A 24,246-nucleotide genomic window follows, 5' to 3' on the forward strand; every position below is an offset into this window, starting at 1 on the left:
CCCGTCTCCACCAGACGGCGCACCTCCGAGTCGATCTTCTGCGCGGTCGCCTCCGACACGTTCTGCTGACGCCCCATCTGCATCCCCAGAAACACCTCGTCCTGGTTCTCGCCATAGGCCACCGTGCCAAGCTCAGGGCTGAACCCCCACTTGGTCACCATCATCCGCGCCAGACGCGTCGCCTGCTCAATGTCCGACTGCGCCCCCGACGTCACCTTCTCCTTGCCAAAAATCATCTCCTCGGCAATGCGCCCGCCCATCATGATCGCCAGACGCGACGTCATCTGCTCAAAGCTCATCGACAGCTTGTCGCGCTCCGGCAGCTGCATCACCATGCCCAGCGCCCGCCCGCGCGGAATGATCGTGGCCTTGTGCACCGGATCGGTCGCCGGCACGTTCAGCGCCACGATGGCATGGCCCGCCTCATGGTAGGCCGTCAGGCGCTTCTCGTCGTCGGTCATCACCAGGGTGCGCCGCTCGGCGCCCATCATCACCTTGTCCTTGGCGTCCTCGAACTCCTTCATGGTCACGATGCGCTTGCCGCGCCGCGCCGCCAGAAGCGCCGCCTCGTTGACCAGGTTCATCAGGTCAGCGCCCGAGAAGCCGGGCGTGCCGCGGGCAATCACCTTCAGGTCCACGTCGGGCGCCAGCGGCACCTTGCGCACGTGCACCCGCAGGATCTTCTCGCGACCGGTCACGTCCGGGTTGGGCACCACGATCTGGCGGTCGAAGCGGCCCGGGCGCAGAAGCGCCGGATCGAGCACGTCGGGCCGGTTGGTGGCGGCGATGATGATGATGCCCTCGTTGGCCTCAAAGCCGTCCATCTCGACAAGAAGCTGGTTGAGGGTCTGCTCGCGCTCGTCGTTGCCGCCGCCCAGGCCCGCGCCGCGATGGCGGCCGACCGCGTCGATCTCGTCGATGAAGATGATGCAGGGCGCGTTCTTCTTGGCCTGCTCGAACATGTCGCGCACGCGCGAGGCGCCCACGCCCACGAACATCTCGACGAAGTCGGAGCCGGAGATGGTGAAGAAGGGCACGTTGGCCTCGCCGGCGACCGCGCGGGCGGTGAGCGTCTTGCCGGTGCCGGGCGGGCCGACGAGGAGCACGCCGCGGGGGATGCGCCCGCCGAGGCGCTGGAACTTCTGCGGGTCGCGCAGGAACTCCACCACCTCCTGCAAGTCCTCCTTCGCCTCGTCAATCCCCGCAACATCGTCAAACGTGACAGGAGTTTCCGGCTTAATCAGGCGCGCGCGCGACTTGCCCACGGAGAGCAGGCCGCCGCCTCCGCCCTGCTGGCCCATTGCCTTGCGCGACATCCAGACCACGATACCGATCATCAGCGCGAACGGCAGCAGAGACAGCAGCAGGCTGCCCAGCAGGCTCGGGCGCGGCGGCGGCTCGGCCTTGATAGCGACGCCCTTCTGCTGCAGCTGCGCGATCAGATCTGCGCCTTGCGGGACGTAGGTCGTGACACGAGCGCCGGTCGAGCGCTCAGCCACGACTTCCTGTCCTTGGATCGTAACCGAGCGGATCTCGCCCTGATCCACCGCTGTGACGAAGGCGGAATAGGGAAGCTGCTCAGCCTGGGGTGCCGCCGTGTTCTGGAAATAGAACATCGACAGCATGATCATGACCGCAGCCGCGATCGCAAAAGCGCGAAAATTGGATGCGGTGTTCGGGTTGTTCATCTCTGTACTTTCTGAACGGTCAAGAGAACAGGTGAGTTATCGTCAGCGCTGGATAGGGCTTGCCATGGGGTGCGCCTTGTCCAAATGCCTGCGAAGAAGATCCATGTTGCGCAGATTCGAGCGGTAGAAGGCATCGCCGACCCAGCCTACCACAGGGATTGCACTGATCACGAAGTCGACGCCGACGTGTCCGACCATGCGCAGGAGAGTGGGGAGCGGCACACCGAGACGGCGGGCTTCCCAGATCAGATAGGCCGACATGCCTTTCGAAGTCAGCAGACCTACGCCTGGAACGAGATTCAAAAGTGCGTCCGCGCCGAAGCGGATATTCGTTCCTGGAACGCGAATGGCGCTGTCGAGTAGCCTCGCCAGGGCGTCGAGACGCGCTCGGGTCTCGACGGCACGATAAGACGTGTCTCCCAAGGAGGAGGCGTAAGAGTAAGACGTCACAATCGTCTCCCAGATGCGGAGCCAGCCTTATGCTGCTCCTCAGGTGAGAGAGTCCGACATCGCAGCCTGCTCCAGGCTGCCAGAGGGTCCCGGACCCTGGTACTCCCAAGGTGGGGATGGAACGTTTCAAGTTCAAGATTGATCCGCCATTCTCCAGGGCTGGGAGATCTTGTTCCTAACGATGCTCGATAATGGTGTATTCCGCATCGATCACGCCATCATCTCTCTGGCGCTGCTGTGCTTGGCGCAGTTTGCGGCGGATGTAGAAATGCAGGGCAATTCCGCCGACGAGCATCACGGGAAGCACAATGAAGAGGCCGACCAGCATGATGGCGGTGATAACAAGCGCCGCAAGAACGAAGACGGCGAGCTTGATCATCATGCCCCAAAACTGGCCGAGGCCGGCTCTGGTGTTCCCTGAGGCATAGACGATCCGCATAAAAGGTCTCCTTGGCTCCCGGAATGACGCAATTACCAACATATGTTGACGAAGGTGCCCCACGACAATGGCGAGGAGGGCGGACGGCTCCCTTTCGGGTTCGAAAGGGAGCCGCCATTCGCGTTAAGGCTTACCCGCCGTTAATCAGCGGCCAAACCTCGAGTGCCCCGCGATAGATCATCTCAAGGGACACGTAGAGGATGATGGCGAGGCCGACATAGGCAATCCAACGGTGGCGCTGGAGGAGACGGGCAATGAAGCTTGCCGCAATGCCCATGAGGGCGATGGACAGGATCAGGCCGAAGATCAGCACGTTGGGGTGCTCTCGTGCTGCGCCTGCAACGGCAAGCACGTTGTCCAAGGACATGGACACGTCGGCAACAACGATCTGCCAGGCCGCCTGCGCAAAGGTCTTGCGCGGTGCGGTGCCTGCGATCTTGCCATCCTGATCGATGTCGCGCCCTTCCAGCGCTTCCTCGCCCTGGATCTCTTCAGCGTGGCTGATACGCAACTCACGCCACATCTTCCAGCAGACCCATAGCAGGAGGATGCCGCCCGCGAGCAGCAGGCCCACGATCTGAAGAAGTTGGGTCGTTGCGGCCGCAAAGACGATACGCAGCGCCGTGGCGGCGACGATGCCGATCAGGATGGCTTTGGCGCGCTGCTCCTTGGGCAGGCCAGCGGCTGCCAGACCGATGACGATGGCGTTGTCGCCCGCAAGCACCAGGTCGATCATGATGACCTGGAGAAGGGCGGTTAGGGCTTCCGATGTGAAGAATTCGCTCATGTGGCTCCCATTCTCATGAACAGGGCGCCCCTCATGACCTCTGGATTAACCGCTCCACAATCCACGCAGCATCGCACGACCACTGGCATATCGAGGCAATGGAGATCGCTGTGAGGATTACGGTCGGTTGAGCGTCATGAGCCAGGCCACCCAATTGAATGTCCAGTCCGACATCGCAGCTCGCAGGAGCTGCCAGAGGGGCCCGGCCTGGTACCCACGCTGTAAAGCTGTCGGCGAAAATTCACAAGTCCGTTAGCGAACTTTATTCACTAGCAACTGAAGCTCGCGCCTTCGAAGATCATGCTCTCAATATTCCAGGACCCAACGCCCGATATCGATGCGGCCCATCCCAGATCTGTCGGCTCATGACCCGCGAACAATGTCGGTGCCTCGGGGAGGAGGTGCTAATGCAGGGAGGTCCTATGCACGCTCTTCCCAGAGCTTGGCGAGCTCGACGATGGTGCTCACTGCCTTTTCCATGTCCTGGCTGCTGACGAACTCCAGCGGTGAATGGAAGGCGTGGCCTCCGGCGAAGATGTTGGCGCAGGGCAGGCCCATGAAAGAGAGGCGTGAGCCGTCCGTGCCGCCGCGGATGCTGCCGCGCACGGGCTTCATGCCAGCCCGGCTGATGGCTTCCATCGCATACTCAACGATCTCTGGATGCTGGTCGAGCACCACCTTCATGTTGCGGTACTGCTCTCTGACCCTGAAGGTATAGCTGGAACCGGGATAGCTCTCCATGACGTCCTGGGTGATCTTTTCCAGCAGGGCCTCTTTCGTCTTCAGGCCTTCTTCGGTGAAATCGCGGATGATGAAGCCCAGGTGCGCTTTTTCCATTACACCGGAAGCACTTGTGGGGTGAATGAACCCAACGCGATCTTTCGTCGTTTCAGGCGCCATGTCTTTCGGCAATCGGGCGATGATGTCTCCCGCAATCCTGATAGCGTTTTCCATCTTGCCGTAGGCGAAGCCAGGATGGATCGCGACGCCCTTGAGCGTGATGTCCACCGCATCTGCCGAGAAGCTCTCGTCCTCAATGGTGCCTGCGGTCTCGCCGTCCATCGTGTAGCCGAAATCAGCTCCAAGCTTCTTGAGGTCCACCTTGTCGACCCCACGGCCGATCTCCTCATCCGGGGTGAAGAGAATGCGGATCGCCCCATGCTTGATCTCGGGATTTTTTATCAGGAATTCCGCTGCCGTCACGATCTCGGCAATGCCCGCCTTGTCGTCGGCGCCGAGCAGGGTGGTGCCGTCCGACGTGACGATATCATGGCCGATCAGGTCCTTCAGAACAGGGTGATCGGCAACCCGGATGATTTGAGTGGCATCACCCGGCAGTCGGATGTCGCCGCCCTGGTAATTCCTCACAACCTGCGGCTTCACGTTGGTGCCTGAAAAGTCCGGCGCGGTGTCCATGTGGGCACAGAAGCAGATGACCGGCACATTGTTCTTCGGCGTGTTCGACGGGATGGTCGCATAGACATAGCCGTGTTCGTCGAGATGCGCATCGGAGATGCCGATGCCGATGAGTTCTTCGACCAGAAGGCGGCCAAGATTTTTCTGCTTCTCTGTCGAAGGCTGGCTTGGGGACTCGGCGTCTGACTGCGTGTCGATAACGACATAACGGAGAAAACGGTCGGTGACGGTGGCAGCCATAGGATGTGACCCGATTGATAAAAGCAGGGGGACTTTTAGCGAGGTATGGCTGTCTCGTGAAGCCATTCATCGGAGACTTCGCCACCTTGCTCGGATGGCCCTTAGGGCGCTATGTGGTCACATGTTCACGCTTGAGCGCGCCACATCCCTGGAGCAGATCATCAAGAAAAGCCGGTTTGTCGCCATGGCCGGGCCGATTGCGAGCGAGCAGGCGGCAAAGGCATTCATCGCGGCTCACTCGGATCCCACAGCCAATCATAATTGTTGGGCTTGGCGTGTAGGTCAGGGCTATCGTTCCAGTGACGATGGAGAGCCCAGCGGCACGGCTGGCAAACCGATCCTGCAAGCGATCGACTGGCTTCAGCTTGATAATATTGCCGTTGTGGTAACCCGGTGGTTCGGCGGTATTCTTCTTGGAAGCGGCGGCCTTATCAGGGCTTATGGGGGGACTGCTGCAGCTTGCCTGCGCACGGCGACACTGATTGAGATCGTCGCTGTCCAGGACGCGACCATCGTCACATCGTTTTCCGATCTCGCCCTCGTCAAGGCGCGACTTGGCAATATCGCGGGCGTCCAAATTTCGAGTGAGAGCTTTACGGAAACGGGTTCGATCATCAAGGCGTCATTGCCCGAGTCTGCCGCTCAACAGATCGTTCAAATGCTGACGGATATGACCAGCGGACGAGTTTCCATTTCTCTCAGCGAAAGCTGAAGGTCTGCGCATAGCTTTCGAGTTAAGTAACAGACAAAGTTTTCAAGAAACATAGAGCGCACTAATCCTTGCCTAAAGCTGAGCATTAGACGCTCGAATTTATATGTTATTAAGTTTTAAGTGCTGCTATTCTCATTGATATGTAATAAATTCACTAATACGGAATGATTACTCACGATTGGACAATTTTCGGAACAGTAAATGTCTTTTGGATTTCTTTAGAGCAGGGGTTTGGAAAACCGCTGTCTAAAGGAGAGTGGGTATGAATGTGTCTTCGTTATTGGCAAGACGCAAAGAAGTTCTGTGCGGCGTCGCAGTATTGGCGGCTTTATGCATGCTTCCGCAGCCATCTGAAGCTCAGGCAGGTGGATCGCGGGGCAGTCCGGATGGCGGATCGCGAAGCAGCCCGGATGGAGGCTCTGGAAGCAGTTCGAATGAAGGATCGAGGAGCCGCGGGGGACTTGGTGTTGGAGTTGGCCTTGGCAGCGGCGGGTTGGGTGTTGGTGTCAGCCTCGGCGGCTCTGGCGGCATCAATGCCGGTGTGGGCGCCAATCTCGGTGGGTCCCGAGGTATCGGTGCAGGCGTTGGTGCGTCGGTAGGCGGGTCGAGAGGTGTCAACGCAGGCGTTGGCGCGAGCGTCGGCGGGTCTAGAGGCGTCAATGCTGGTGTCGGCGCCAATGTCGGCGGTTCAAGCGGGGTGAGCGCAATCGGTGGTGCCAGCATCGGCGGATCCGATGGTGTGAATGCAGGTCTCGGCGCCAATGTCGGCGGCTCGAATGGCGTCAATGCAGCGGTTGGTGCCAGTGTTGGCGGATCGCGCGGCGTGAATGCCGGTGTCGGCGCGAATGTCGGTGGATCCGGGGGAGTTACGGCGGGCCTGGGCGCTTCGGTAGGCGGCTCGAATGGTATCAATGCGGGCGTCGGCGCCAATGTCGGCGGCTCAAGCGGAGTTGATGTCGGTGTCGGAGTTGGAATAGGCGGCTCGGGCAATACCGGTGGTGGCGGTACTGGGGGCAATCCAGGGAATGGTAACGGTGGCGGTGTCATCGGGCAGCCCAATACACCTGGTCAGCCGAGCACGCCGGCTCTGCCCGGTATCGATCAGCCTGGCACCCGCCCGCCAACGGGTGTCGTGACCAATCCCATCACGGGACCAGCGCGCAATCCCATCTCCCAGACCCGAGTCGCTGCAGAATGGAACTCGATGAGCGCCCGTGAAAAAGCGCAGCTGCGCAGATCTTGCGCCGGTGTGCTGTCTTCTCCGGCGGGTTTTGAAGCCGACATGGTCGCCCTGTGTCAGTTCGTGAGCCGCGTTTCCTCACGATAATCAGCGGTATGAGCGGAGGCATTGCTTCCGCTCATGCTTTCTGGACCGAGAAAAATGAAGCGCCAAGAGGCGCTTCATCTGATCGTTCGTCTTCATGAGCATAAGGTCATAGAAGCGCGCTCTCCTTCCTGCCAGACAGATGGAATGCCGCATAGACCGCTGCCACTGTCATGGTCAGGAGAATTGTCGAGAGGGCTGATGCGGTACCATATTCGCCGTCCATAACCGAGAGATAGATGCGCACCGGCATGGTGATGGTGCTGCCTACATAAAGCACCAGAGACGACGAAAGCTCATTCATGGCTGTGACGAAGCTCATGAGCGCGCCAGCCATGATGCCCGGCACGATCAGGGGCACCGTCACTTTCAGGAATGCCTTGCCCGGCGAGTAGCCGAGGCTCACAGCTGCATCCTCCAGGTTGGGGCCGACCTGCTTCAACGCAGCCGCCACCGAACGGGCCGAGTAGGGCAGGCGCCGGACGAAAACCGCCATGATGATGATGAGGCCGGTTCCGGTCAGAGCGAGCGGCGGTTCATTGAAGCGGGTGATGAAGGCGATGCCCATGACGATGCCCGGCACCACGTAAGGCACCATGAGAAGGGCATCGAGCGCGCCGGTGGCAATGCCGGGCCTGCGCGAGATCAGGTAGCCGATCAGGGTTCCGGTGATGACGATGGCAACCACCGCGATGGAAGAGAAGATCAGCGTGTTCCAGATCGGGTCGGAAACCGTCGAGATGACGCGCTCGTAGCTCTGGAGGCTCAAACCCGGCTGAAACACCGGACCGCTGGTGCGGCGGAACGAGAACAGTACCACGATAATGGCTGGCAAGGCGCCGATGAGCACGATTGCATAGGCCAGAACGTGAAGGCCAAGCGCTTTGAGCCCATGGGCGCGCTTGCGCTCCGGCTTCTTGATCAGGTTGCTGTGGTAGACGTTCTTGCGAAGAACCCAGCGTTGGCCAAATACGACGATCATCGACAGAATGATCAGCACGATGCTGAGCGCCGAAGCCATTCCGGGGTTGCCGCCCACTTCGCTGCCGTAGAGGTTGAAGGCTTCCGTCGCCAGCACGTTGAAGTCGCGTCCGATGATCCGCGGAGTGCCGAAATCTGCAATCGAAAGAACGAAGGTGAGAAGAGCGCTTGCGGAGATCGCAGGCAGGATCAGCGGGAACGTGATCGTAAACAGGCGCTTCGTTGGAGAGACGCCAAGGCTCTCTGCCGCCTCTTCCACGGAGCGGTTGATCGCTGCGAGTGCTCCCGACGTGATCAGAAAGACGTGCGGGAAGAATTTGAAGGCAAAGACCAGGATAACACCTGCAGCGCCGTAGAGCGGCGGAATGGATATGCCGATGGTTGCGAGCCCCTTGCGCACGACGCCACTCGCGCCGAACAGCACGATCCACGCATAAGCCCCGATGAAGGGTGGTGACACTAGAGCCACCACGGCAAGCGTCTGGATGAGCGCACGGCCGTAGATGTGAAACCGTGTCGTCACGAAAGCGAGAGTCACGCCGAGAATGAGCGCTCCGGCCATGCCGCCGAAGCCGGCAAGGAGCGTATTGCCGATGGCTCGCTGATAAGCCTTTATGGTGGCAATCTGAACATAGTGAGTGAGGGAGAACGCTCCCGTCTCATTATCGATCAGGCTGGCGTGCAGGACCGACGAGAGTGGCCAGATCAACAGCGCAATCAGAATGACCCAGGCCGCGATGAGCACGAAGGTCCAGATGTCGAAGCGCATTCGCCTTTTCATCATGCCTGCCCCGCACCGATCACGTCGCCGTTGGAGCGGAAGAGAACGATCTTCGAAAGCGGCAAGCGCACCTCGACGGGGCGGCCTTCCATCTCGATAAAGTCGTGTTCCGGGTCTGCCACTTGGGCCACCACTTCGCCGACTTCCGTCTTAAGAGTATAATGAGCTTCGCGACCGAGGAAGGTGACCTTCAGGACCTCGCCCTTCAAAGCAATCGCCTCGCTATCGGCGTGTCCCAGCGAAAGCTGGACGTTCTCGGGCCGGATTGCGACTTCCACAGGGCCGGACTCATTGGCCGGGGAGGCGGCGGATTGAGTGCCGACGATCAGGCGTCCGCCTTCGATCCGCCCTGGCAGGAAGTTCATGGTGCCGACGAACGATGCCGCGAACTTGCGCAGCGGCTTGCGGTAGATCTCGAACGGCGTGCCGATCTGCTCCACGTTGCCCTTGTTCATCACGCAGATGCGGTCGGAGACGGCCAGCGCCTCTTCCTGGTCATGAGTGACGTAGATCGTCGTGATGCCAAGCCGCCGCTGGATGTCGCGGATATCCTCCCGCAGTTCGATGCGCAGCTTCGCATCGAGGTTGGACAGCGGCTCGTCCATGAGCAGAAGGGTGGGGCGGATCGCCATGGCGCGAGCAAGGCCGATGCGCTGCTGCTGGCCGCCTGACATCTCGGCCGGAAGGCGATTCTGGTAGCCGTCGAGGCGCACCATCTTGAGGCTTTCAGCCACACGTGCCTCGATTTCGCTCTTGGGAAGGGCGCGTGCCTTCAGGCCGAAAGCAACGTTTTCTGCAACCGTCAGGTGCGGGAAGATGGCATAGTCCTGAAACACCATGCCGATATCGCGCTTGTGCGCGGGCTTATGGTCGATGCGCTCGCCATTCACAACGATCTCGCCCCGATCCTGGTGCTGGAAGCCTGCAATGGTGCGCAGGAGGGTGGTCTTGCCGCAGCCGCTGGGGCCCAGAAGCGTGAAAAACTCTCCTGAGGCGATGTCGAGATCGATGCTCTCCAGGACCCGGACGTCCTTATAGCTCTTTGCCAGCCCCTGGATCTTCAAATCGGCCACACTTGACTCCCTTGTTCGTTACTCTGCCCCTTGGCTGGGCCCGACTTTACAAAAGTTACGGGGTTCAGCAACATGCACTTACCTGGCTAATTAAATCCTTGGGAGGATTAAGTGTTGAAAGTCGGACTAACCGCGGGCGTTCTGCTCGCTTCCTTGACCGTTGCGGCCATGGCCCAGGACAAGAAGGTGGTGGTCTACACCGCCCATAAGGCATCCATCGTGGATGCCCTGGTGCCGAAATTCGAGAAGGAAACCGGTATCAAGGTCGATGTGGTGAAGGCTGGCTCCGGCGACATCATCAAGCGCGTGAAGGCCGAATCCGCCTCCGCGAAGGCCGATGTGATCTGGAGCATCGGCGGCGAGCAGCTCGAGGACAGCAAGGATCTGCTGGCGACCTACACGCCGAAGGATGACGCGGCCCTTCTGCCGAACTACAAGGTCAGCCCCGAGTGGATTCCCTACACCGGCATTCTGCTGGTCATGGCTGTCAACAAGAATGAGCTGAAGCCCAACGAATATCCCAAGACCTGGGCAGAGCTCGGCGATGCCAAGTGGAAGGGCAAGGTCTCATCCGCTCGTGCCGATACGTCCGGCTCCAGCTTCCAGCAGCTCGCGACGGTCCTCATCGGCCATGGCGACAAGGGCTGGGATGTCTACAACAAGATCCTCGCGAACATGAACCTGTCGGATTCGTCGGGCGCAGTTCCGCGCTACGTCAATGACGGCGAGGCGCTCGTGGGCCTGACGCTCGAGGACAACGCCCTCGATTATGTGAAGGGCGGCGGCAATATCGCCATCGTCTATCCTGAGGACGGCTCTTCCACGGTTGCTGACGGCGTCGCGCTCGTGAAGGGAGCGCCCAATGCGGAGAATGGCAAAGTCTTCATCGACTGGCTGCTCTCGAAGCCCGTGCAGGAGCAGCTCGTCTCCGAGATCGGTCGTCGCTCCGTCCGCAAGGATGTCACCGGCACTGGCCTCAAGCCGATGAGCGAGATCAAGCTCGTCGAATACGACATCAAGAAAGTGGCGCAGAACCGCAACGACTGGGTTGCCAAGTGGAAGACGGCTCTGCAGAACCGCTGAGCCGCGACCATTTGAAAGTATCTGCCTGACATGCTGATCGAAGCGTTTTCCGAGGGAAAGGATCCGTCCGCGCCTCATCGTAATGAGGATCAACTCGTAATCCTGCCGGGCCGCGCCTACGCGGTCATCGATGGGGTCACGGATCGCCACGGATCCCGATACGATGGAATGCTCTCCGGTCAGTATGCATCCTTGATCGTCAAGCGCGCGCTCGAGCATAAGCTGAGCGCGCGCGATACGCCTTCCGACGGCCTTGAGATCGTCCGGGCGATGACGGAAGCGATTGCCGACGCCTATCGATCACATGGCATGATCGACAGGGCGCGAGCCGACAGCAATGTGCGCTTCTCGGCTGCGCTCGCCCTTGTGCTTGTTCAGCCTGAAACCCTCGACGTGATCCTGGTTGGCGACAGCGGGGTACGCATCAACGGTGAGCGGACCATCCGGTTCGAGAAGGATCTCGATCTGATCACCTCCATCCTGCGCCGGGAGGCCTGGCCCGTGATCGGGCGGAAGACGTCCGATCCGGAGCAGCAGGAGCAGTTGTCGCGCCGCGTCACATGGCATGGCACGCGTCAGCCGCTCGGCGCCGTGGCCGATACCCTTGACGCGGACGACATGGCGCTCATTGAAAACCGTGCCATTGCCGCCAATCTCGAGACACTGCCCCATGTGGCGAAGGCCGACATCGAAAACCTCGTACGAGGCGGCATCGTCAACTCACAGGGGGGCTATCAGAACAATGCCTCGCTGCAACTCGGCTATCCGTGCCTCGACGGGTTCGACGTGCCGGAACATATGATCATGATCGAACGCCTTCCGCGCTCCGAGGTCAGGACAGTCGAGATCTATTCCGACGGCTATTTCAAGCCTGGGGACGGTTTCGGCGTTGCCGCCTGGGAAAAGGCTTTTGCAGACGCTGAGCGTGAGGATCCAGCAAAGGTCCTGCTTCACCACTCTCCCAAGGGATCGACAGCCTCCCTCTGGGCGGATGACAGAACCTACCTCGCCGTCCGATTCTGATAATTCACACGCCTCTCAAAGACGTTTTCTACAGGAATATCTTGCTCATTCCCGGAAGGACATTCCGGAATCTATGCCCAATCTAAAGCGCCAGCCGGTTCCGCAACGGAAATCCTCGGTGAAGTGTGGCAAAGTTTAGGTTAGCCTGTCCTAGTTTTCGCCCTATTTGGACGCAAAGTCTCGCGGAAGGCAAAGTTTCATTTTTAGTTGGTAGTTAGGATTGTCGTGGCTGATACGAGGTGGTCGGGTACCAGAAAATACGCTTCTCTGGCGATCCTTGCAGGACTTCTGTCCGCTGGAGTATCGATCCCATCTGCCGTCGCATTCGATTTCTTCGGCCTCTTCGGAGGAGGCGATGAGGAGCCTCCGCCACCGAATGCGAGCACTTTGCCATATTCCCTCGATTTCACCGTCGTCGGGAACGACAAGAGCATCGTTCAAACCCTCAAGGACGCCTCGACCCTTCAAACTTTGAAGGGGGAGCCACCGCCGGATGCGGAAGCGCTGGTGCGCCGGGCTGAGGCTGACCTCCCGCGCCTGACCGATGCGCTTTGGGGAGCGGGATACTACAATGCCCGCATTGCCGTGGCGGTTGGGGGTGTTCCTCTTTCGCTCCAGGCGCCGCGCTCTGAGACAGCAATTCGCACGGCGGCAGGCTATCGCGCGCGAGCGCTCGTACCTGTTCAAGTTGTCGTCGATCCTGGCCCGCAATTCGTTCTCCAGAATATCGCCATTCTGAATGCAAGGACCGGCCAGCCGTTTTCGCCTGGGGAATTGCCGCCGCGCATCGTCAAAATAAAGCCTGGCGATCCGGCGCGCGCTGCTGACATCGTTGCCGCTCAGGCGCGTATCGTCGATCATTTCCGTGCGCAGTCGCGGCCTTTCGCCAAAGTGACCGGACAGACACCGGTCGTCGTTCACCCCGCGCGGATCATGGATCTCAGCCTCTCGGTCGACCCGGGCCCGCAGGCCGGGATCGGCGCAATCGCCGTGCGAGGGGCGGAGAACGTCGACCCGGCGGTTGTGCGCTCCTTCATCTATACCGAGCCTGGTGACCCATATTCGCCGGCAGCGCTCGCATCGATGCGCAAATCGATCCTGAATATCGAGGCGCTGTCGTCCGTTCGCATTCGTGAGGGAGAATCCCTCGACGCTTATGGAAACCTGCCGCTCTTCGTCGACATCACCGAGCGCCAGCCGCGCGTCATTGGAGCCTCCGTACAATATTCCACCACCGATGGACCGGCAGTGCGAGCTTACTGGGCGCACCGGAACCTGTTCGGGGGCGCCGAGCGGCTGAGGCTTGAGGGGAGCCTGTTCTACCTCACTGAGGATGGCGGCATCCCGAATGAGGACGACGACAAGAGCTTCGATTGGGATGATCTCGGGGGGCGCTTCACTGCGAGCTTCCTCAAGCCCGCTCTTTGGGGAACCCGGAACGACTTTCTCGCCGATGTCATGGTCGAACGCGACCGCACCGAGAGCTACACGAGCCGCCGTGTCAACGGAACGGCGGCGATCCGCCACCGGTTCAGCGAAACTTTCTCGATCCAGGGCGGTATCGAATACGAGAAGGGGCAGGCTTCCGATATTCTCGGGCAGATCGACTATACCCTTGTCGGACTCCCGCTCTCCGTCACCTACGATTCTACGGATAATACCCTCGATCCCACGCGGGGCATGAAGCTGCTCGCGTCGGTCACACCCTATCCGGAGTTTCTGGGCTCCTCGGTTCCCATGACCATCGCGAAGGGAACGGCCTCGGCCTATTGGTCTCTCGATGAGGAAGCGCGCTACGTGCTTGCAGGCCGTCTCGGCCTCGGCTCCATTATCGGAGCGGATCTCGATGAGATACCGGCCAATCGGCGGTTTTATGCCGGCGGCGGCGGCTCGGTGCGCGGTTTCGGCTATCGGACCTTGAGTCCGAAATTCCTGGGAGAGCCCATCGGCGGGCGCAGCCTGCTCGAGGCGTCGCTCGAAGCGCGCATCAAGATCACCGATACCATCGGCATTGTGCCCTTCGTCGACGCGGGCACGGCCTTCGAGTCGAGCTATCCGGATTTCGACGACACGATCCGCGTCGCGGCAGGGCTGGGGCTGCGTTATTATACGGCAATCGGGCCGATCCGCCTGGATGTGGCAACGCCTATCCGCCGCGAGCCGGGAGACGATCGATCCTTCGCAATCTATGTCGGCATAGGGCAGGCGTTCTGATGATGAAATTGCGCCGCCATCTCACTGTCTTCGCCGTCGCCGTGGTTTTAACCCTCGGCGTTCTCTGGATCGCCGCCGGTTCACCGAGCCAAGCCCAGACCGACCAGGGCGTCCTGGCCAATCTGATCTCGCGCCTGATCTCGACGCCCACCACCCGGGTCAGCATCGGCAGCATCGAAGGAGCCCTGTCTTCGAGTGCGGTGATCCGGGATGTGCGTATTTCGGATCGCAATGGTGTCTGGCTGTCGGTGGACAGGGCGCGCCTCGTATGGACGCGGACCGCGCTGCTGCGCGGCCGGCTTGAGGTCAACGAACTTCAGGTCGATCGTTTGGAATTCCCACGCAAGCCGGAAACTACGGAAGAGGAGGAGGTCGCCGTCTCCGACGAGCCGATCCTTCCCGAGTTGCCGGTCAAAGTGATCGTGGAGAAGTTCTCCCTGCAGGAACTGGCCCTTGGGGAGCCTGTCCTAGGCACGGCTGCGGGGCTTTCGGCGCAGGGTTCGGCCAATCTCGGAGATCCGTCGGAAGGGCTGAAACTCGACTTCGCCGCTCAGCGCCTCGACGCGCCCGGACGCCTGTCGATCAATCTCGATTACGTGCCGCAGACCAACCGTTTGGCCCTCGATCTCACTCATCAGGAGCCGGCAGGGGGCATTGCCGCTCATCTGCTCAATCTGCCAGGTCTTCCGCCTGTCGATCTGAAACTCGCCGGCGCAGGGCCTTTGAATAACTTTGCGGCACGTCTCGATTTTTCGGCTGGTCCAACCATTGGAGCCGCAGGGACGACAATCGTCAATCGATCCGGCGCCACGTACAACATAAACGCCAATCTTGCGGCGCGCATCGAAGGATTGCTGCCTTCGCCCATCGCCCCCGTTTTCCCGGGAACGACCCAACTCGTAGGCAATGTCGCGATCGGAGATGACGGCAGCCTGCGCCTTCAGCCGGTTCGCGTCACCTCGAATGTGGCCAGCTTCGACATGGAGGGTACCGTCAGTGCAAGTCAGGTCCTGGACCTGACGCTTCAGGCGCGCGCTTTGCCAACGGATGGTTTCATGACCCGCGCCGGTGATGCGGAGATCCGTCGCCTGGACTTCGACGGCAGGGTGCTGGGGACCATGACGGCTCCGCGCATCAATGGTTCGGTCGATGCTTCAGGCGTTCGGCTGCCGGAGGGAGCCCTGGACTCCCTGACCGCTCGCATCGCCATGAATCCAGTGAGCGACGTGGCGATCCCCGACCGTTTCTCCTTCACGGTCGATGCGCGAGCAAGCGGTATTCAGCCCACCGATCGGGCGTTGGCCCGCGCATTGGGACAGACCCTGTCGCTGACCGCCAACGGCACCTTCAACCGGGATGGGGTCGCCAATGTCGAAACGGCACGCATTGAGACGTCGACAGCGCAAGCTGGCTTTACCGGCCGGGTCGGTTCGACGGTGCTCGATGGAAATCTCAATGCCAACGTTCCCGCACTGGCAGCTTTCTCCGGCATCACTGGCAGGGCACTGCGCGGTTCAGCCGCCCTCAAGGCGCAGCTCTCGGGCAATCCACGCCGAGCGGATATTGCGGCGGTCGTGGATGCCAGCCTTCAGAACCTCTCGACAGGGACACCGTCCCTCGACGGTCTCCTTGGCCGATCGGTCACGGCCAATGGAATCATGCGCCGGGTTCCAGGCGGTTTCGGGTTCGAGAACTTCCGTATCGACGGGGCGCATCTCGACGCGCGTGCGAATGGCCGCGCCACCCAGACTGCGGCGGACTTGCGGCTCGATATCGATATCGACGAGCTCAGGCGGGTCGATGCGCGGATCGGCGCGGGCCGCGCGAATGTAGCAGCCCATCTGACTGGCTCTCTTGAGAAGCCGGATGTTGCGGCGACCGCGACATTGATGGATGTGCGCGCCCTGGAACGACCTATTCCGCGTCTCGTGCTTACGCTCGATGCAAAGGATGTGACCGGCAGTCTCGATGCTACTCTTGGTCTGGACGGACAGGTGGGCGCCAAGCCTGCAACGGGCAGTCTGCATGTTGCTCGTCCAGCCGATGGTGGGTGGCTGCTGGACCGGCTCGATCTCAATATCGGCTCCGTAGCGCTGGACGGAACTCTCCGTCTGGATGCCAATCAGGTGGCGCAGGGACGGCTCACGCTCTCAGCCACCGATCTAGACGATCTCACGCCGTTGCTGCTCACGAAACTCGATGGCTCAATCGATGCAGACATTGCGCTCAGTGCACCGAATGGCCGTCAGGATGTTTCGGTAACGGCGAGAGGCTCTCGCATTGCTGCCGCTAATGTGGCGGTGCAGAATTTCGATGTGCGGCTTGCCGTATCCGACCTCTACAGTCGCCCCGTGATCGACGGTACGGTTCAGGCGGACACCCTGAGGGCTGCCGGTCAAACCTTCAGGACCGTCCGCCTGACAGCCGCAGGCTCACCCAGCGCATCGCGCATTACCGCCTCCGCAACGGGGCAGGGGTTCGATCTGGACGCGCAGGCGAACGTAGTGCCGGGCGATGCAACGCGCATTGAGCTGGAGAGCTTCACGGCCCGACGCGGAGGACGGCGTCTCGCCTTGGCACAGCCTGCTTCCATCGTGCTGCAGAACGGTAACGCCACCATCAGCGGCCTCGTCATCGCCGCCGATCAGGGACGCGTGGGGGTATCGGGCACTGTGGGCAACAGGTTCGACCTGTCGCTCGACATTCGCAGCCTGCCGTTACAGGTCGCAGAGATTGCGCTTCCCAATCTGGGCCTCGCAGGCACGGTGAACGGAAGCGCTGCCATCCGAGGCGAGACAAGCAATCTGAGCGGGAGCTACGATCTGAGGGCAACTGGCCTCGTCACGCCGGAAACCCGTCAGGCCGGATTGCCGCCTCTCACCGTGACGGCTCAGGGCCGCATTGCCGACCAGCGAGCGACTGTCGATGCGGATGTTTCGGCCGGGCGCTTCGGGACGTTGCAGGTTTCAGGCAGCGTGCCACTCGACACCACTGACGACCTTGCGCTCAAAATATCGGGGCGAACCGATCTCGCCGTGGCGAACTCATTCCTCTCAGCAAGAGGCCAACGCCTGACAGGCAGCGCAACGCTCGACCTGTCGGTTGGAGGCGCTGCGACCGCGCCCAGCATTCAGGGCTCGGTTGCGGTCGCAGGCGGCAGCTTCGTGGATTCATTGCAGGGTGTTCAGCTGAGCGAAATCAACGGGCGGTTTTCCGCGCGCGGAGAGAACCTCGTCATCGAGAGCCTGAGCGCCCGTACGCCCAACGGCGGATCACTGACGGCCAGTGGACAGGTCGAGATTGATCCTGCCGCAGGGCTTCCCGCAGATATTCGCATCACAGGCAGCCGCGCCCAACTCGTTTCCAATGAGACGGTAGATGCGAGCGCCGATCTGGATCTCTCAATCTCCGGCCCTCTCACGAGCAGGCCGCGCGTTGCTGGTCGGGTCGGTATCATCACAATGAACGTTTCCGTGCCCGACCGCCTGCCGACGACCTTGAGGCCATTGCCGAACACACGGCACATCCAGCCACCGCCGGCTGCTGCGGCGCGACTTGCCTTGGCGCGAAGGCAGCAGGCCGCCACCTCGCGCGGTCGTCCGTTCAGTGCCGATCTCGATCTCGTCATCACGGCCCAGAACCGCATCTTCGTCCGTGGGCGAGGGATCAACGCCGAACTTGGGGGCGACCTGCGTCTCCAAGGCACATCGCGGGACCCTGTCGCCATCGGTGCGTTCGAGCTTCGGCGAGGCCGCCTCGACCTCATCGGCCGCCGCATCGACTTCGTGCGCGGACGGTTGGATTTTACGGGCGATCTTACCCCGTCGCTCGATTTCTTGGCCGAGACGCAGGCGGGCGACGTAACGGCCCAGATTGCGGTGACAGGGCCAGCTACACAACCTCAATTCGTGTTCAGCTCGAGCCCCGATCTGCCTCAGGATGAGGTGCTGTCCCGCATCCTCTTCCAGCGACCCTCCGGCGGCCTCTCGGCAGGCCAAGCGCTGCAGCTTGCGCAGACCGTCGCCCAGCTCTCCGGCGGCACCGGCGGCGATGCTTTCGAGAGTCTGCGCCGCTCGCTCGGCGTCGACAGCCTCGACATCACGGTTGGAGCCTCCGGCGATCCTGCCGTCGGCGTATCGCGCTACATCAGCGACAATGTCCGCGTGGGCGTGAGGGCGGGAGCAAGACCGGAAGAAAGCGGTGTGACCGTGGATGTGGATCTGACACGCCGCCTCAAGGCGCAAGGAGCAGTCGATGCGGAGGGCGGAACCTCCGTGGGATTAGGCTTCGAGTTGGAGTACTGAGGCCTAACGGGTCATCCATGAACAGGCGTGGGAACCACAAAATGAGTCATCCGTTTCCCGCTGTATGAAGCCGCGTCGCGAGATCCTGAACAGACCTGTCGTCCTCCTGGTGGAGGACGAATTGCTCTTGCGCCTGACGCAGGTGGAAATCCTGCGGGAAGCGGAATTCTGGGTCGTCGAGGCCCAGGACGCGGATGAAGCCTTCGACCTGCTGAAAAGACGTCCCGACATCAATGTGGTTCTCACAGATGTGAACATGCCGGGCTCTATCGACGGCTTCGAGTTCGCGCGTCTGGTTCGCCAGGGGTGGCCGGATGTGGGCGTGCTCGTGATCTCTGGAAAAGTCGCGCCCGGACCCGGCGATCTGCCGGAAGGAACGCATTTCCTTCAAAAGCCGATCCGGTCCGATGCGCTTGTGGAAGCCCTTAGGCAAGCCATGATCTCAAGGACGCTCGAAGCGTGAGAGTTGAGCCTGAGCGGATCAACGCATTAATGCCCGTCATCATGAAAACGGAGGCGTGTGCATGACAAAGCCGCGGGTTGCCTTCGGCGGACGCCATGTTCCCCTGCCACGCTCTAAAGCTCTGCGAGTCTCATTTGGGATCCTTCTGATCCTGGGGGGTGTCGTGGGTTTCCTGCCGGTGCTCGGCTTCTGGATGGTCCCGCTGGGTATTCTTATCCTGTCCTTCGATCTGCACATCGCGCGCAGGCTGCGCCGCCGCACCATTGTCTGGTGGGAGCGGCGCAAAAGGATCAGGCGCGAAAGCCTTTAGGTCGGCAGGCGTCCATCAGGCGTATATTGATCGACCGCATGAGGCAGATCGCGCGAGAGGCGCTCCAGAATTTCCTCCCTTGAGAGGCCGGTCTGCTGGGTCAGGCTGGCCAGCACATCGGGCCCAATCGCCTGCTCGAGCTGCTGCGGGGCGATCTCCTTGTTCTGACCTGTTCCAACCCATGAATCGGCGACATCGCCTTGTCCATTCTGCCGGAAGTTGTCGAGAAGCTCACCAAGGCCTCCGCTCAGCAGCCCGCCGGCTCCTGCGCCGCCAAGGCCACCAAGCAGCCCACCGAGGCCACCAAGTCCTCCAAGGCTTTCAAGGCCGCCGGTTTGCTGGCCGGGCACTTGCCCAGGCGTTCCTGGCTGCTGCCCGCCACGCAGCATCTCCGCGATTTTATCACGGTTCTGATACCCGGCGATGGCGAGAAGACCCAGAAGGGCCGTCATTGAAGGGAAACCACGGTTGCTCATGTTCATTGCTCCTAATGCCGGAACAGGAACAGCAGGAGCGGCCAAAGGGTTCCGGGACAATGCTTTCGAAGGATTGCGGGCTGCAGGAGAGAAGCCCTGGGGGCACGCCGGTCACCCATGCCCTTAGCCTTTTGTCGCAAAAAAACGCATGGTCGAAATGTCGCCCGGAACTTTACATGGACGCAAGGCGCCCCAGATATCCCGGCATGCCCGATAAGTCCAAAACTATGACCCAAAACACTCCCTCGCCAATCTCAGGTGCGGCCCTGAGCGCTGCCGTTCGTCTCCACCTCGGAAAGCAACTTCGCACGCTTTACGGCGACCCTGCTGAGGATAAGCTTCCGCGCGATCTAGCCAAGCTCGCGGAACGCGTCGCACAGGTCATTCGTGCGCATACCGAGCCGGTCGATCAGGCTTTCGTCGACGGCGTCATGGATGCGCTGCCGAACCTGCGCGCCTTTGCGCTGTCGCTTACCGGAAAGCTCGATCAGGCCGAGGATCTGGTGCAGGACACCGTGCTCAAGGCCCTGACCAAGCAGGAAACATTTGAGGCCGGTACGAACCTGCAGGCGTGGCTCTTCACGATTCTGCGCAACGGCTTCTACTCGACCCACCGCAAGACGAGCCGCGAGGTCGAAGATGGCGACGGCGCACATGCTGCCAGCATGGTCGCGATCCCTGACCAGGAGGACAAACTCGCCCTCCAGGACCTTTCGACCGCGCTGCAGAAGCTGCCGCAGGAGCAGCGCGAGGCGATCATCCTGATCGGTGCTGAAGGCATGTCCTATGAGGATGCGGCGGAAGCACTCGGCGTGAAAGTCGGCACCATCAAGAGCCGCGTGAACCGCGCGCGTAACCGGCTCGCAGAACTGATGGGCGTGGCCGGTGACCGGCTTCACAACAGCAGTCACGCCGACGCCTGATCTCATCGACACATCTCCAACATGCGCCGTGCGAAGGAAGCAGGTTATTCCTCCGCACGGCGCATTCGTATGTGGTGCCTAAAATATCAGCGCATTGAAAAGGCAGGGTTCCGAACTTTCGCAGGTCTTCATGGTTGAGCTGACAGCTGGGGTGCTCTCAAACGCTTCTCTGCCAAGGAGGGGAGCATGGAACACAGACCTCTGTCGGAACTCGGCCATGTCGCCGATCTGAAGCCCTCGCAAGTTCCTCAACTGTCGAAACGAGAGCGGCTTGACCGCTGGGCCGAACTGCTTGAGCAGAAGCCAGACCGCCTTCTCAGGACGCTGGATGAAATCGAGTGGAAGCCGAAAGCCGTACGGCATGCCATGCGAGCCGACGATTCCGCTCTGACGGTCGCCTTCAACGATCCGGTTCTGCGCACGGCGGGTCTCGTAAGCGACAGGTTCGGAGACGCGGTCAACTTCTTCCAGATCTCCGAGCATGATGCGCATATCGTTCTCTGCTCCTGCCATGGCGGCGAGTTCATGCGGTCCGAGGAAGCAGCCAGGCGCGTGCGCGGCATTCGCTCCCCGAGGCTATGGTCGCTTTATTTCGGGTGGTTTCGGTAACGGCCGGGTCCCGGCTTAGTCCTTGTAGGGATCGAACTCGCCGGGGCCTGCCATCGCCACTGCGAAGGGCCGTAGACTATGCTCGATGGCAATCGTATCGCCATGATAGGCGAGTACGTCCGTGAGGCGTCGATAGACCATAGGGCTCTCGTCCACGTCGCCGCCTCTGAGCAGGACGCCCTTTTCACGCAGCCACGCATCCATCTCCTCGCGCGTAAAGCGGGGAGGGCGGGTCCATTCTCCTTGCCGGTTCTTCTTGCCCTTCGCCTCCATGCGTCCGAAGAGGCGGCCTGCTCCGTGAACGGTCGAATAGAGACTGTCGGCGCTTTGCTCGCTTTCGACACCGCGCAGGATGACTGCATTGTCGCCCATGGAGCCGCCCACGAAGCCTCTTTGTCCCGGGAAAGCTGGTGTCGCGCCTTTCCTGACCACCCAATAATCGCGCCCGCCGTGGTTCTCGCGCCAGACGAAGTTGTGATGGTTGTGCACCATGTCCGTGATGGAGCCGCCGATGATCTGTCTCACGCGCTCGACGACCCACTCGCGTCCCGCATAAGCGTAGAGCCCGCCTAACGCGACGCCGGCGAGATAGCTGCGTCCGATCTCGCTGTCCTGGTGGACGACAGCAGGATCGACCTCCATGCCATCCTTTGCGCCTGCCAACTCCAGATGCTTCGTCGTGATCTTGTGGCCTAATCCGCGCGAGCCGAAATGCACGCCGATCCACACGAAGCCTTCCTCGTCCTCGAAGAGATCCACATAATGGTTGCCAGAGCCGACGGTCCCCAATTGCTCGGAGGCCATCTTCCTCAAGTCGCGGACGCCTGCTTCGCCCCACAGCGGCGAGTCGAACAGCTCGTGATCCACTTTCACAGCGTTCTTCTGTCCAATGCCGAAACTGATCGTTCTGCCGATATCGCTGAGGATCTTTCCCGCCTTGCCGGATATGTCCTCGTAACGGGTGTCCAGACGGACGGCCATGTTCCCGCAGGCGATGTCGAAGCCAACCCCGCTGATCGAGATATGCTCCTCATAGGCTACGACGCCGCCGATGGGATGAGCATAGCCGAGATGGCCATCCGCGCAGAGCACCCCCTTGGCCGCGCTGCCGACCTGCATGCAGCGGTTCAGCTGCTTGATCGTCTTGTCGTCGTGCTCGCCGTAAATGCGGATGTTCATTCGATCCCCCAGAAGCCTCTTTCATCAAACCGGATGATAAGGCACCCGTTCCGATGGGGTGCCGCCGGTCTGTCTCGAGAGTTGAATGTTCGAGCTGATTGGGCTGCGGAAGCGGCAAATTTCACAACCTGAGCTATTAAGTTAAGACATTGAGCAAATTTGCTTATTGAGAAGATTATAGGTCTACGGAAAATTCCATTCTACCCCTTATGGATTATAAAATCCGGCTTCCTGCCATGCTCTAAATCAAGGATTCCGCTCACATGAGGACAAGCATGGCAGCTACGATTTCAGTCGCCCGCACGGGCAATCAGGATATTGATGGCATTCTTTCCGGTTCGCGCTGGAGCAGCCCGAACCTCACTTATAGTTTTCCTACAAAAGCATCTTACTACGGCAGCAATTACAGTCTGTCGGACGAGCCGCAGTACAACTTCGGTTCCTTGAACGGCAATCAGTCTCGGGTTGCTCGCGAAGTTTTCGCAACGATCGCTTCCGTGTCCAACCTGACATTCGCTGAAATAGCGGAAACCTCTTCAAGCCATGCCACGATACGGCTTGCGGTTTCGGATCGCGCATCGCCCGCTTGGTCCTATTACCCGGATCCCGGAGAGCAGGGAGGCGATATCTGGTTCAGCCGTTCCAACGGATGGTATGATGCGCCAGTGCTGGGCGGTTATGGCTATTATGCCTTCATCCACGAAATCCTGCACTCCGTTGGCCTGAAACACGGCAACGAGACAACCGGATTCGGCGCGATGACGGCCTCCCGGGACTCCATGGAATTCTCAGCGTTGACCTACAGATCTTATGTAGGCGCCGCCGGACAGTATGTGGAGAATGAAACGTGGGGCTATGCCCAGACGCCGATGATGTACGACATCGCGGCCCTGCAGCATATGTACGGTGCAAATTATACGACCCGTGCCGGCAACACCGTCTATCGGTGGAGTTCTTCGACAGGTCAGGAGTTCATCGATGGGGTCGGACAGAGCCTTCCCGGTGGAAATCGCATCTTCGGTACGATCTGGGACGGCGGCGGAAGCGACACGTACGATCTCTCGAACTACGCCACAAATCTCAGTGTGGATCTTCGCCCCGGAGAATGGTCTCGTTTCTCCACGACGCAGATCGCCAAGCTCGGCGATGGGCAATATGCGCGCGGCAACATCGCGAATGCACTCACCTATCAGGGCGATCTCAGATCTCTGATCGAGAATGCCACTGGAGGAACGGGCAGCGACACGCTCACCGGGAACAGTGTCGCCAACACTTTGAGGGGAGGGGGCGGAAACGACCGGCTCTATGGGCGTGAAGGCAACGATGTGCTCACCGGCGGAGCAGGCAACGACACCTTCTATTTCAACACGAAACCGAATCCGATTTCCAACCTCGATCAGATCACGGACTTTTCTGTTCCCAGCGATACGATCTATCTCGCTAGATCGGCGTTCACGACCCTCACGGCCGGAATGCTCCCGTCGGCAGCTTTCTGGATAGGAAGCCAAGCGCACGATTCCTCCGACCGTATCGTCTACGACACGGCGAAAGGCGGACTTCATTATGATGCGGATGGAAGCGGGACGATCGCATCGGTGCAGTTCGCTCAGCTCACCAAGGGACTGAGCATGACGGCGACTGACTTCATGATCGCTTAAAGGAGAACCTCTGCACGGGGTACTCATCCCGAATGGAACGATGAGTACCCCGTGAGGAATAATTTCAACCGCGGTGCGCAAGCTAAACTTGAGGCCATCCCGATAGGGGAGGT

The 24,246-nt window shown here is 60.6% G+C and carries 20 protein-coding genes; 11 read left to right on the plus strand and 9 right to left on the minus strand.

Going from position 1 to position 24,246, the window contains the following annotated elements:
• The 5 genes from ftsH to pepT form a co-directional block, all read right to left on the minus strand.
• Positions 1–1,688 (minus strand): ATP-dependent zinc metalloprotease FtsH (gene ftsH, locus BLP10_RS19105; protein ID WP_244510703.1); only part of this gene is annotated, 1,688 nt, incomplete at its 3' end.
• Between the two features lie 42 nt (positions 1,689–1,730).
• Positions 1,731–2,138 carry a DUF4112 domain-containing protein gene (locus tag BLP10_RS19110; protein ID WP_210183644.1) on the minus strand — a complete coding sequence of 136 codons (408 nt, stop codon included), beginning with the start codon at positions 2,136–2,138 and terminating at the stop codon, positions 1,731–1,733.
• A 175-nt stretch (positions 2,139–2,313) separates the two neighbouring features.
• Positions 2,314–2,577: a hypothetical protein gene (locus tag BLP10_RS19115; protein ID WP_091138252.1), complete on the minus strand. Its 264-nt coding sequence runs from the start codon at positions 2,575–2,577 to the stop codon at positions 2,314–2,316.
• Between the two features lie 130 nt (positions 2,578–2,707).
• Positions 2,708–3,364 carry a TerC family protein gene (locus BLP10_RS19120; RefSeq protein WP_091138255.1) on the minus strand — a complete coding sequence of 219 codons (657 nt, stop codon included), beginning with the start codon at positions 3,362–3,364 and terminating at the stop codon, positions 2,708–2,710.
• 420 nt (positions 3,365–3,784) lie between these two features.
• Positions 3,785–5,020: a peptidase T gene (pepT, locus tag BLP10_RS19125; protein WP_091138258.1), complete on the minus strand. Its 1,236-nt coding sequence runs from the start codon at positions 5,018–5,020 to the stop codon at positions 3,785–3,787.
• Between the two features lie 121 nt (positions 5,021–5,141).
• Here pepT and BLP10_RS19130 point away from each other — a divergent pair, with 121 nt between their 5' ends.
• The gene (locus tag BLP10_RS19130; protein WP_091138484.1) at positions 5,142–5,732 is read left to right on the plus strand and encodes an IMPACT family protein; all 591 of its coding nucleotides are present in this window, start codon (positions 5,142–5,144) and stop codon (positions 5,730–5,732) included.
• Between the two features lie 529 nt (positions 5,733–6,261).
• Positions 6,262–7,059: a hypothetical protein gene (locus BLP10_RS19135; protein WP_483127773.1), complete on the plus strand. Its 798-nt coding sequence runs from the start codon at positions 6,262–6,264 to the stop codon at positions 7,057–7,059.
• 106 nt (positions 7,060–7,165) lie between these two features.
• Here BLP10_RS19135 and BLP10_RS19140 read toward each other — a convergent pair whose 3' ends face one another.
• Both BLP10_RS19140 and BLP10_RS19145 read right to left on the minus strand, forming a co-directional pair.
• Positions 7,166–8,806 (minus strand): ABC transporter permease, encoded by a 1,641-nt coding sequence (locus BLP10_RS19140; protein ID WP_175493978.1) that lies wholly within the window; start codon positions 8,804–8,806, stop codon positions 7,166–7,168.
• A gap of 11 nt (positions 8,807–8,817) precedes the next feature.
• Positions 8,818–9,891, minus strand: a complete 1,074-nt coding sequence (locus tag BLP10_RS19145; protein WP_091138266.1) for an ABC transporter ATP-binding protein — start codon at positions 9,889–9,891, stop codon at positions 8,818–8,820.
• Positions 9,892–10,002: 111 nt separating this feature from the next.
• Here BLP10_RS19145 and BLP10_RS19150 point away from each other — a divergent pair, with 111 nt between their 5' ends.
• The 6 genes from BLP10_RS19150 (at position 10,003) to BLP10_RS19175 (ending at position 19,288) form a co-directional block, all read left to right on the plus strand.
• Entirely contained in the window at positions 10,003–10,974 is a 972-nt protein-coding gene (locus BLP10_RS19150) for an extracellular solute-binding protein (RefSeq protein WP_139165541.1), read from the plus strand.
• Positions 10,975–11,004: 30 nt separating this feature from the next.
• Positions 11,005–11,997 carry a hypothetical protein gene (locus BLP10_RS19155; protein ID WP_091138271.1) on the plus strand — a complete coding sequence of 331 codons (993 nt, stop codon included), beginning with the start codon at positions 11,005–11,007 and terminating at the stop codon, positions 11,995–11,997.
• Positions 11,998–12,222: 225 nt separating this feature from the next.
• A complete protein-coding gene (locus BLP10_RS19160) occupies positions 12,223–14,211 on the plus strand; it encodes an autotransporter assembly complex protein TamA (protein ID WP_244510707.1) in 1,989 nt (662 codons plus the stop codon).
• Positions 14,211–18,515, plus strand: coding sequence for a translocation/assembly module TamB domain-containing protein (locus tag BLP10_RS19165; protein ID WP_091138274.1), 4,305 nt, complete (start codon positions 14,211–14,213; stop codon positions 18,513–18,515). Before BLP10_RS19160 ends, BLP10_RS19165 begins: the two co-directional genes overlap by 1 nt.
• A 64-nt stretch (positions 18,516–18,579) precedes the next feature.
• Positions 18,580–18,978 (plus strand): response regulator, encoded by a 399-nt coding sequence (locus BLP10_RS19170; RefSeq protein ID WP_091138276.1) that lies wholly within the window; start codon positions 18,580–18,582, stop codon positions 18,976–18,978.
• A gap of 61 nt (positions 18,979–19,039) precedes the next feature.
• On the plus strand, positions 19,040–19,288 hold the full coding sequence (locus BLP10_RS19175; RefSeq protein WP_091138278.1) for a PGPGW domain-containing protein: 249 nt from the start codon (positions 19,040–19,042) through the stop codon (positions 19,286–19,288).
• Here BLP10_RS19175 and BLP10_RS19180 read toward each other — a convergent pair.
• On the minus strand, positions 19,285–19,764 hold the full coding sequence (locus BLP10_RS19180; protein ID WP_091138488.1) for a YidB family protein: 480 nt from the start codon (positions 19,762–19,764) through the stop codon (positions 19,285–19,287). The genes BLP10_RS19175 and BLP10_RS19180 overlap by 4 nt on opposite strands.
• Positions 19,765–19,991: 227 nt before the next feature.
• Here BLP10_RS19180 and BLP10_RS19185 point away from each other — a divergent pair, with 227 nt between their 5' ends.
• Positions 19,992–20,687, plus strand: a complete 696-nt coding sequence (locus BLP10_RS19185; RefSeq protein ID WP_244510708.1) for a sigma-70 family RNA polymerase sigma factor — start codon at positions 19,992–19,994, stop codon at positions 20,685–20,687.
• A gap of 186 nt (positions 20,688–20,873) precedes the next feature.
• Positions 20,874–21,296 carry a hypothetical protein gene (locus tag BLP10_RS19190; protein ID WP_091138284.1) on the plus strand — a complete coding sequence of 141 codons (423 nt, stop codon included), beginning with the start codon at positions 20,874–20,876 and terminating at the stop codon, positions 21,294–21,296.
• 15 nt (positions 21,297–21,311) lie between these two features.
• Here the strand turns inward: BLP10_RS19190 and BLP10_RS19195 are convergent, their stop codons facing one another.
• Entirely contained in the window at positions 21,312–22,475 is a 1,164-nt protein-coding gene (locus tag BLP10_RS19195; RefSeq protein ID WP_091138286.1) for an RtcB family protein, read from the minus strand.
• A gap of 275 nt (positions 22,476–22,750) precedes the next feature.
• Between BLP10_RS19195 and BLP10_RS19200 the strand changes: the two genes are divergently transcribed.
• Positions 22,751–24,133: a M10 family metallopeptidase gene (locus BLP10_RS19200; protein WP_175493979.1), complete on the plus strand. Its 1,383-nt coding sequence runs from the start codon at positions 22,751–22,753 to the stop codon at positions 24,131–24,133.
• Positions 24,134–24,246: the final 113 nt, after the last annotated feature.

The sequence above is a fragment of the Microvirga guangxiensis genome (genome assembly GCF_900102135.1).
GTDB lineage: Bacteria > Pseudomonadota > Alphaproteobacteria > Rhizobiales > Beijerinckiaceae > Microvirga > Microvirga guangxiensis.

What these genes read in the sequence shown, in the direction of transcription:
- BLP10_RS19115 (WP_091138252.1), bottom strand. Translation starts at nt 2,577, where the DNA reads ATGCGGATCGTCTATGCCTCAGGGAACACCAGAGCCGGCCTCGGCCAG.
- BLP10_RS19120 (WP_091138255.1), bottom strand. Translation starts at nt 3,364, where the DNA reads ATGAGCGAATTCTTCACATCGGAAGCCCTAACCGCCCTTCTCCAGGTC.
- pepT (WP_091138258.1), bottom strand. Translation starts at nt 5,020, where the DNA reads ATGGCTGCCACCGTCACCGACCGTTTTCTCCGTTATGTCGTTATCGAC.
- BLP10_RS19130 (WP_091138484.1), top strand. Translation starts at nt 5,142, where the DNA reads ATGTTCACGCTTGAGCGCGCCACATCCCTGGAGCAGATCATCAAGAAA.
- BLP10_RS19140 (WP_175493978.1), bottom strand. Translation starts at nt 8,806, where the DNA reads ATGCGCTTCGACATCTGGACCTTCGTGCTCATCGCGGCCTGGGTCATT.
- BLP10_RS19155 (WP_091138271.1), top strand. Translation starts at nt 11,005, where the DNA reads ATGCTGATCGAAGCGTTTTCCGAGGGAAAGGATCCGTCCGCGCCTCAT.
- BLP10_RS19165 (WP_091138274.1), top strand. Translation starts at nt 14,211, where the DNA reads ATGATGAAATTGCGCCGCCATCTCACTGTCTTCGCCGTCGCCGTGGTT.
- BLP10_RS19170 (WP_091138276.1), top strand. Translation starts at nt 18,580, where the DNA reads ATGAAGCCGCGTCGCGAGATCCTGAACAGACCTGTCGTCCTCCTGGTG.
- BLP10_RS19175 (WP_091138278.1), top strand. Translation starts at nt 19,040, where the DNA reads ATGACAAAGCCGCGGGTTGCCTTCGGCGGACGCCATGTTCCCCTGCCA.
- BLP10_RS19180 (WP_091138488.1), bottom strand. Translation starts at nt 19,764, where the DNA reads ATGAGCAACCGTGGTTTCCCTTCAATGACGGCCCTTCTGGGTCTTCTC.
- BLP10_RS19185 (WP_244510708.1), top strand. Translation starts at nt 19,992, where the DNA reads ATGACCCAAAACACTCCCTCGCCAATCTCAGGTGCGGCCCTGAGCGCT.
- BLP10_RS19190 (WP_091138284.1), top strand. Translation starts at nt 20,874, where the DNA reads ATGGAACACAGACCTCTGTCGGAACTCGGCCATGTCGCCGATCTGAAG.
- BLP10_RS19195 (WP_091138286.1), bottom strand. Translation starts at nt 22,475, where the DNA reads ATGAACATCCGCATTTACGGCGAGCACGACGACAAGACGATCAAGCAG.
- BLP10_RS19200 (WP_175493979.1), top strand. Translation starts at nt 22,751, where the DNA reads ATGGCAGCTACGATTTCAGTCGCCCGCACGGGCAATCAGGATATTGAT.